Here is a 7750-nt window from a genome sequence, read left to right on the forward strand (position 1 = left end):
TGGCTGAAAATGAATTTCTTGGATGGCTAAACCCAATTCCCGGCGATCGCACGATTCAAAGTGTCCTCAAGCAAAGCGATCGCAATATTAGTTAATCGCAAATTCAGTGTATTGACGAACATCTGGAGCATGAAAAGCAAGAACAATATCTTCTTTAGGAATTCCTGCTTCTAGAAGTTCCGGAGTAATTCCCTCTTCAATACCATCACGATGAATCCAGATTTTCTCGTTGCGAATTTCAGCGTGAACGAGAACACCATGAACCCGAAGATCCTCTTGCCAACCTTCATCCATTAAGACAAATTGATCGCGATTTCTATTGATGATAAGAGTTGTTGTTACATCGCCATAACGATAGGGAAGATTGGCGTATTTTTGTAGAATATCTTCAAGAATATTACGGTATCGATCTAGGGTATCCATTGAATGATTTCCTCCATTTTAGCGTCAAAGATAATCAAACGAAGCTCGGTTGTTTCTAAAAGAAGCTGCCCAATTTCTTCAGAAAAAATATTTTTAAACACCGAGTTTTTAATGGCTAAGTATAAGAGACGATCTGGATCTTGGCGATCGAGAACTCTAGCATATACAATAAATTGTCCCAGTGCATTTTCAAGGTCTTTGAGAGGAGAAGGACTAAGAAAACTTTTAATCTCAACCGCAATTTTTTGTTGCTCTCGTTGTGCCGCAATAAGTTTTTCTGCTCCTAGATCGATCATCGCTGTTCGACGACCAATTTTTAGAGTAAGCGGATCGTCTGTAATTGTCCAGCCATCTTTTTCGAGAGCAGTTATTACAGTATCGTGATAGATGTCTTTAGCAGCCATGTTGCATTCTTAAATTTCCTTTTCTGTGGATATTATATTTGATTATACTATAATAGTTCAGGTCTAATTAAGAAAACAATGACTCGAGCAATTACTCTAACACCTTTACCAGACCATACTCAATTACCCGATGAAGATGGTAGTTTTGTGAAGAATTTTCAAGAACATCGGAATAATAGCCGTTATGAACAATTAGCTGCTAACAAACGGGGACATTAATAACAGAAAATTAAAATGGTTTTAAAGTTTAGTGTTATTACTCCTTCTTACAATCAGGGACGTTTCATCGATCGCACGATTCAAAGCGTCCTCAAGCAAAGCGATCGTATTGAGTTTGGGGTTAAATACAGAACAAATTGCGATCGCGTTAAATTTATCTTTAGAAGAGGTCGAGGCAGCAATAACAGAAAATTAAAATGGTTTTAAAATTTAGTGTTATTACTCCTTCTTACAATCAAGGACGCTTCATCGATCGCACGATTCAAAGCGTCATCAAACAAAGCGATCGCCATTTTGACTATTTGATTTGCGATGGAGGCAGTACCGATGAAACTTTAGGGATTATACAGCAATATGAGGGGCAATTAACTTGGCTATCCGAGTGCGATCGCGGACAAGCGGATGCAGTCAATAAAGGCATTTCTCGCACTACAGGAGAGATTATCGCTTGGCTCAACTCCGATGATATTTACTACCCCCAAACCTTGCAAACCGTGCGGGAAATTTTTACCACTTATCCCCAAGTACAAGTTGTCTACGGAGATGCTGATATTATTGACGCAGACGATAACGCGATCGCCTCTTATCCCACCCATTCTTGGAATTACCATTACCTCAAACAAATTTGTTATCTCTGTCAACCTGCGGTCTTTTTTCGTCGTCAACTGGTCGATAAATATGGCACACTTGACTCCTGTTTAGAATACTGTATGGATTATGAACTTTGGTTGCGTTATGGAGCCAAAACACCTTTTTATTATCTCCCGCAAAAACTGGCTGCATCTCGTTCTTATTCAGCCAATAAAACCAATCGCTGTAAAGTTGCCGTTCATGCTGAAATCAATAAAATGCTTGATAATAGATTGGGTTATGTTCCCGATCGCTGGATCTTGGGATATGCTCGTATTTTAACTGATGAAAATTGGCATAACTTATCACACACTTCTCAAGGCGATCGCGACTATATCAATACCGTTATTGTCAACTGTTACCGAGAATTTACAAAGTGGCAAAAAGTACCGAGTCTTTATTCTTGTTTGCGTCTATTCTATTGGTGGATTCAGGCTTTGATTAACCCGATATAAAAACGATCGTACTCCTCAGATGAATTCTATGCGATCGTGTATTTTCATCGTCGTAAGTCATCCGCTATGTAATTCCAGTATTCTCATTCAAGTAAAATCGAATCGTTCTTGACATATCGTTTTTGACATTTTATTACTGTCTTTAGTTTCTTAACTTTTGCTGAACTAACCAATTTTTCATCCATCTGCTGTCTGATTTCTCGCATATAATCGCGATAATATGCCAAAGCTGTATAGACATCAGATCGCTTAATTTGCCAACTATTCCCAAGAATTGCAGAAATAGTAAAAACCCTCTAGTATTTATTCTTGTTGTCATTTATTATATTGATTGACTTGCGCCATTTTCCAAGAATGAATCAGAAAATACACTAATAATGAAAGTTTTTATTGATGTTACACCAATTAGTTCTCATAATACTGGCGTTGGCTTCTATATCAAAAACCTACTGGCAGAATTGTATCAATTGCAAACAATTTCCGATCTACAATTGCATCTCATTTACCAACCCGGTATGAAAAACTGGATTAAAAGAAATTGGCAATTTCCTGAACTTCTTCACTCTTATTCTTCCTTATCTCTTCTTCCTCTTCCCGTTCGTCTCTCCAATCTTTATCTCGAAACTTATCCTCAAGGCTTCTCGCAATATTTAGAAAAACAATCACATATACAGGGAATCATTCACGGTACAAACTACACGGTTTTTCCCTATCCAAATTGTGATAAAATCATAACAATCTACGATTTAACCTGTATTCGCCACCCTCAATTTGTTAATCACACTGTCAAGAAATATCCTCAGAGAATCAAAAAATGCTTGCAATGGACGGATATTATTATTACGATTTCCGAAAGTACCAAACAGGATATTGTTAACTTTCTCGATATTAATCCCGACAAGATTTTTGTGACCTCTTTAGCCAGTCGTTTTAGCAACTTTCAGTTTTCCAAGGATCTCGAATACTTAGAAAAAAGCATCAATTACAATTTTGAACAGCCCTATCTTTTGTTTGTCAGTACCCTTGAACCTCGCAAAAATATTGTTAATATTATCAAAGCATTTAATTACCTCAAAGAGAAACATAAAATTCCGCATCATCTTCTTTTAGTTGGTCGTAAAGGCTGGGATTATCAAGCAATTTTTACAGCAATTCATTGTTCTCCTTGGCAACAGCAAATTCACCATCTCGACTATGTAAATAATGAACAATTAGCACTCCTCTATAAACAAGCCGATTTATTTGTTTATCCATCTCATTATGAAGGCTTTGGACTGCCTGTATTAGAAGCTATGACCTTTGGTGTGCCAGTAGTAACATCTAATCTTTCCTCCCTGCCAGAAGTTGCCGGAGATGCAGCACTTTTAGTCGATCCAGAAGATGCGATCGCCCTAGCTGAAGCAATTTTAAAAATACTGAACGATTCTCAATTACGAGAAAGTCTCAGTCAAAAAGGAAGAACGAGAAGTCAACAATTTTCTTGGCAAAAAACTGCTCAACAAACTTTACAGGTTTATCAATTTCTTACCAATCAAAATCACTAAACCTTTGCTATGCTGAGAGAACGAGGATTAAAGGTTTTGTTTCCCGATCGCACGGTTCCACGGTGGATCGTCTTGTCCCGACAGAAAACCAAACGCGTTCTGGCAAAAAAGATGTACTGTAGAAATAGTACAATTTCCCGTTCAGCGTATGAATTCAGATATTGCTCTCGGATCGGTGATTCAAGGTTCCTTGAGTCAAGGTTTAGAAGTGCGTTTGCATCCCGATATTTCCGTGGAGGATATGCGCGTTGGGAAATTCTTAGTTGTAGAAGGGACGCGATCGCGCTTTTTCTGTTTGCTAACGGATGTCACACTGGGAACCTCTACCCCGAGAATTTTTAGCAATCCTCCTTCCCCTCAAGATAGCTTTTTACGAGAAGTTTTAGCGGGAAGTGGCACTTATGGCATGGTGACATTATCTCCCATGCTCATGTTTACCCCAGAAAGTCAAGGAATTGTTGATGTAGAAAATACTTCTCTTTCCTCTTTTCAAACCAATAGTAACAGCGATGCAGTACTGCTTCCTGTTAAAACAATTCCTAACCATTTTAGCCAAGTTTTTGATGCCAGCGAACGAGATTTTCGCATTGTTTTTGGCTGGGAAGATGACCCGCAACGCAAGAATTTTTCCGTCGGTCAACCTCTCGATATGGATGTCCCAGTTTGTATTAATTTAGACCGTTTTGTAGAACGCAGTAACGGCATTTTTGGTAAATCTGGAACGGGGAAATCTTTTTTAACGCGCTTGTTACTTTCAGGGATAATTCGCAAGCAAGCCGCAGTTAATTTGATGTTTGATATGCACTCAGAATATGGCTGGTATGCGATGAAAGAAGGCAAAAATGTTAGTACGGTTAAAGGGTTAGCACAACTCTTTCCAGGACAGGTTGAAATATATACTCTAGATAGTCAAGGCACTAAACGTCGAGGTGTTTCTAGCGCACAGGATCTCTTCCTCAGTTATGAGCAAATTGAAATGGAAGATTTGCGCTTGGTGGGATATGAATTAGGACTCTCTGATGCCAGTATTGATAATGCTAATATTCTGGCTTCTGAATTTGGCAAATCTTGGATTGTGCAGTTATTAAATATGACTAATGAAGAGATCAAAGAATTTTGTGAAACTAAACAAGGCCACATGGGTTCAATTATGGCACTGCAACGGAAATTAATGCGGTTTGATAATTTAAAATATATGCGTCCCGTTTGCACCCATAATTATATCGATCGCCTTCTAGAATCCCTCGACGCAGGTAAGCACGTTATTATTGAATTTGGCTCTCATTCTAATATGCTTTCTTATATGTTGGTGACGAATATGATCACTCGTCGCATTCATAGCAGTTATGTTAAAAAAGCCGACAACTTTTTGCGAACGCGAAACCCACAAGATCGTCCTCAACCTTTAGTTATTACCATTGAAGAAGCACACCGTTTTCTTGATTCGGCGATCGTTCATCAAACTATTTTTGGTACGATCGCCAGGGAAATGCGGAAATATTTTGTCACCTTATTAGTCGTCGATCAGCGTCCTTCGGGAATCGATCCTGAAGTCATGTCTCAAGTAGGAACTCGCGTCACTTGTTTATTAAACGATGAGAAAGATATTAACGCTATTTTTACAGGGGTTTCTGGAGGTCAAGGACTGCGATCGGTTTTAGCTAAATTGGATTCTAAACAACAGGCTTTAATTTTAGGTCATGCAGTACCCATGCCTGTTGTCGTGAGAACTCGTCCCTATGATAGCGATTTTTATCGGGAAATTGGCGATACGGATTGGAGTGAAAAAACAAATGAGGAAGTATTAGTTGCAGCAGAAATCGCCAAGGCAGATTTGGGTTTTTAATACAAAGGGACGTTGCACGCAACGTCCCTACAGAATACATAAATCGAAAGCGATCAACGACGAAGAATGTTGCATCCCTCGAGATTATCGACACGACTCCGAGGAAATCGGTTAATTAGCCACCCTTCTATAGGTCGTCTGATTTTCACCCATTCTTGGTTTCCTGCTCTGTACGCTACGAAATCCTCGTCGATGGTAACAGGGTCGTTAATTTCCACACTTCCATTAGTGGGAGAATTATCCGAAGGGTCGTCATAAACTTCAAGAAAATTACTATTGCGATCGCCCCACAAACCCAAACGACATCCAGAAGAACCAAAACTGGAACTAGGACGAGGTGTATTTAAACCACCACTTCTTATTCTATCTCTAGTACTATTCTGTCTTTGCTGGTCACACGGTCTCAAAGGTTCATCTTTATATATATAACCATATTCATATCCAGTTCTCATGTCTACTTCTACCAGAATAGTGTTCTCGAAAATGTTATTATCGCCGTGAAGATAAATTCTTTGATTTTCACTTAAATCAAACCAGTATCCTCCTCTTTCGTTATATACACGAATCAAGTCTTCAGCAAAATAACAATCTCCTTTTTCTGCAAATCGATCAATTTGGGCTAAGTTAAAAGCACTACCGGTACGTTGAACATTTACTTGAGATGTTTGTGTAATCAATTGAGATTGAATGCTATTTGGAGTTAAAGCAATTGCACTTGCTTCTCCAAGAATTCCTAGTATTAAACCGAAAAAAACAAAATGTCCATACCAAGATTTCATAGCTTTAAGTGATTTTTTCATGCCCTATGGATATAAAAAGGTGAACAGAGGAAACTGAATATTTGGGTACAGTAAATTTATGTTTTTTCGCACCAGCAAATTTTACTAAGCAAGATTGCAAATTTCTATGGGACACAACTACTAACATTGTAGAGGTTAACACTAGGAATCCCAATATCAATCCAACCATCATATCCAAATCGAGTACGAACAGGAACCCAAATTCTTCCATCCCTATCTGGCAGAGTCATCGCACCAATAACACTTACTATATCCCCTGTGGATAAGGCTTCAATAGGACGAGAATTAATCATTGCTCCTTCGCGAAGTGCTAAGTTGGGATTTTCGATTTGGAGACAGCCAGGAAGTGTATTAAACTGGGCATCTTGTGAAGGGGGAAATTTTCGATTTACCGACCCAAAACCAGTGCTGACTGGTGAACTACAAAAAGGAATCTCGGAAAGGTTAGCGGTGTTAACATAGCCCCTTCTTCTTGTGCTTACCACTTCAACCTCAATATATTCTCGTCTACCATTATTATTATCTTCCAGAAGCCTCACTTCTGTTTGTCTACCCAGACTTGTCTTAACCTCGCTTGGACCTCTACTAACAAAAAGCGCTGTTGTTCTGTTGGTTATACGACACTCTCCTTGTCTTCCAAAGTCCTCACGAGTATTATTGAACTGTGCTAATTGAATATTTCTTTGCGTAGATATAGATATCGGCAACTGTGTTGAAGTTGGGATTATGGTATTTGTTAAAGTTCTGGCGATCGCGGCACCTTGTCCAACAATCCCCAACAGCACTGTTAAAAGTGCAAACGATCTACTCCAGTGTTTCATGTGTCTCATTAGTTTCCTTACACTACAACTATACAAAAACCTTGCGCGGATAAACCTCCTGCTTTGATTTAATTCGTATCTGCAAGATAGACCCTGAAAAACCCTGCGATATTAATTATCTATAGTGTGTTCTGGGAAAAATCGCCATTTTTATGCAAAATTTCGGCTCTCTGTAATATTTCGTTACAAATTCCAGTTGCATAAACATATTTTCCCCAAGAAATTTCTCTACAGAAGGAGTTTTTATGCACAAATGTTTGGGTTTAGACGTTTTGCCCGATCGCACTGTTCCCAAAATACCCCTCAGAAAAGAAAAATTAACCAAATTGCAAAGCGATCGCACCTCCTAAATAAAATTGTCCGATCGCCAGCCGCGAGTGTAAAAATGGGAAAAGTCGCGATCGCCAAAAAGCAGGAGACAATAGCCATGATAAAGCAGAGTAGCTTGTTCATTTTGGGCATTACTAGCATTACTATCAGTATTATCGGTGTAAGCGATGGCGCGATCGCCCTTACAACCCAAAGCGATCGCCTAGAATATTTGTACGCCCAAACCGATATTTTACGGCCAGGCGATCGCGGTGAAGCCGTCAGCGAACTACAAAAAG

The 7750-nt window shown here is 39.1% G+C and carries 9 protein-coding genes and 1 pseudogene; 6 read left to right on the plus strand and 4 right to left on the minus strand.

Going from position 1 to position 7750, the window contains the following annotated elements:
* Window positions 1–87: 87 nt before the first annotated feature.
* The gene (locus VB714_RS13765; protein WP_323225084.1) at window positions 88–423 is read right to left on the minus strand and encodes a XisI protein; all 336 of its coding nucleotides are present in this window, start codon (window positions 421–423) and stop codon (window positions 88–90) included.
* Complete coding sequence (locus VB714_RS13770; RefSeq protein WP_204103815.1) at window positions 411–827, minus strand: XisH family protein; 417 nt, start codon at window positions 825–827, stop codon at window positions 411–413. Before VB714_RS13770 ends, VB714_RS13765 begins: the two co-directional genes overlap by 13 nt.
* A 78-nt stretch (window positions 828–905) precedes the next feature.
* On the opposite strand from VB714_RS13770, the pseudogene VB714_RS27450 reads away from it, so the two are divergent.
* From VB714_RS27450 to VB714_RS13795, 5 genes and pseudogenes are all read left to right on the plus strand, one after another.
* Window positions 906–995, plus strand: a pseudogene (locus VB714_RS27450) (Uma2 family endonuclease); the annotation flags it as partial.
* Window positions 996–1061: 66 nt separating this feature from the next.
* A complete protein-coding gene (locus VB714_RS13780) occupies window positions 1062–1253 on the plus strand; it encodes a hypothetical protein (RefSeq protein WP_323225087.1) in 192 nt (63 codons plus the stop codon).
* Window positions 1244–2131, plus strand: coding sequence for a glycosyltransferase family 2 protein (locus VB714_RS13785; RefSeq protein WP_323225088.1), 888 nt, complete (start codon window positions 1244–1246; stop codon window positions 2129–2131). Before VB714_RS13780 ends, VB714_RS13785 begins: the two co-directional genes overlap by 10 nt.
* 377 nt (window positions 2132–2508) lie before the next feature.
* Window positions 2509–3675, plus strand: a complete 1167-nt coding sequence (locus VB714_RS13790; protein ID WP_323225089.1) for a glycosyltransferase family 1 protein — start codon at window positions 2509–2511, stop codon at window positions 3673–3675.
* 148 nt (window positions 3676–3823) lie between these two features.
* On the plus strand, window positions 3824–5521 hold the full coding sequence (locus VB714_RS13795; protein WP_323225090.1) for an ATP-binding protein: 1698 nt from the start codon (window positions 3824–3826) through the stop codon (window positions 5519–5521).
* A gap of 53 nt (window positions 5522–5574) precedes the next feature.
* Here VB714_RS13795 and VB714_RS13800 read toward each other — a convergent pair whose 3' ends face one another.
* Together VB714_RS13800 and VB714_RS13805 are read right to left on the minus strand one after the other, a co-directional pair.
* On the minus strand, window positions 5575–6300 hold the full coding sequence (locus tag VB714_RS13800) for a hypothetical protein (protein ID WP_323225091.1): 726 nt from the start codon (window positions 6298–6300) through the stop codon (window positions 5575–5577).
* A gap of 125 nt (window positions 6301–6425) precedes the next feature.
* Window positions 6426–7151 (minus strand): SH3 domain-containing protein, encoded by a 726-nt coding sequence (locus VB714_RS13805; RefSeq protein ID WP_323225092.1) that lies wholly within the window; start codon window positions 7149–7151, stop codon window positions 6426–6428.
* A gap of 244 nt (window positions 7152–7395) precedes the next feature.
* On the opposite strand from VB714_RS13805, the gene VB714_RS13810 reads away from it, so the two are divergent.
* Window positions 7396–7750 (plus strand): hypothetical protein (locus tag VB714_RS13810; RefSeq protein ID WP_323225093.1); only part of this gene is annotated, 355 nt, incomplete at its 3' end.

Origin of the sequence: Spirulina sp. 06S082, assembly GCF_034932145.1 — a bacterium.
GTDB lineage: Bacteria > Cyanobacteriota > Cyanobacteriia > Cyanobacteriales > Spirulinaceae > CCY15215.

Bases quoted from the DNA above. Each gene is read 5' to 3' on its own strand.
- VB714_RS13780 (WP_323225087.1), top strand. From the start codon at position 1,062: ATGGTTTTAAAGTTTAGTGTTATTACTCCTTCTTACAATCAGGGACGT.
- VB714_RS13790 (WP_323225089.1), top strand. From the start codon at position 2,509: ATGAAAGTTTTTATTGATGTTACACCAATTAGTTCTCATAATACTGGC.
- VB714_RS13785 (WP_323225088.1), top strand. From the start codon at position 1,244: ATGGTTTTAAAATTTAGTGTTATTACTCCTTCTTACAATCAAGGACGC.
- VB714_RS13795 (WP_323225090.1), top strand. From the start codon at position 3,824: ATGAATTCAGATATTGCTCTCGGATCGGTGATTCAAGGTTCCTTGAGT.
- VB714_RS13805 (WP_323225092.1), bottom strand. From the start codon at position 7,151: ATGAGACACATGAAACACTGGAGTAGATCGTTTGCACTTTTAACAGTG.
- VB714_RS13800 (WP_323225091.1), bottom strand. From the start codon at position 6,300: ATGAAATCTTGGTATGGACATTTTGTTTTTTTCGGTTTAATACTAGGA.
- VB714_RS13770 (WP_204103815.1), bottom strand. From the start codon at position 827: ATGGCTGCTAAAGACATCTATCACGATACTGTAATAACTGCTCTCGAA.
- VB714_RS13765 (WP_323225084.1), bottom strand. From the start codon at position 423: ATGGATACCCTAGATCGATACCGTAATATTCTTGAAGATATTCTACAA.